1 rRNA gene is annotated in these 431 nt (G+C 53.4%); it reads right to left on the reverse strand.

The features are described from left to right. Positions 1–364: 364 nt before the first annotated feature. A 16S ribosomal RNA gene (locus CJ179_RS50470) occupies positions 365–431 on the reverse strand; the annotation flags it as partial.

Consider the following 431-nt stretch of genomic DNA (forward strand, 5'->3'; position numbering starts at 1 on the left):
CACCGTACGCTCTTCATTACTTACAACAAAGATGCTCGCGTCCACTGTGCAGTTCTCAAACAACACACAACCAACCACCTCGCGCAGACACCAGACCGGAAGAACAACTTCCGCGGTTTGACCTGCAGTGCTTGCTTGTCGTTACTTTCCTGTAGAGGAAACACTCGCGTGTTCTCTCAGGACCCAACAGTATGCCGATATAACTCTTCTCCCACCGGCACTCGGGCCGGCAGCAAGTGAAAAGAATGCTTGTCAGTGTTCCACCCATGAGCGCCCGCAGCCCTACTGATGAGGACTAAACGGTCTCTGCCAGAACATCATCCACTGACTGTTCAGTGGTGCACGTCTGGAGAATGCTCCTTAGAAAGGAGGTGATCCAGCCGCACCTTCCGGTACGGCTACCTTGTTACGACTTCGTCCCAATCGCCGAT

It is taken from the genome of Rhodococcus sp. ACS1 (assembly GCF_002300155.1).
GTDB classification, from domain to species: Bacteria; Actinomycetota; Actinomycetes; order Mycobacteriales; family Mycobacteriaceae; genus Rhodococcus_F; species Rhodococcus_F koreensis.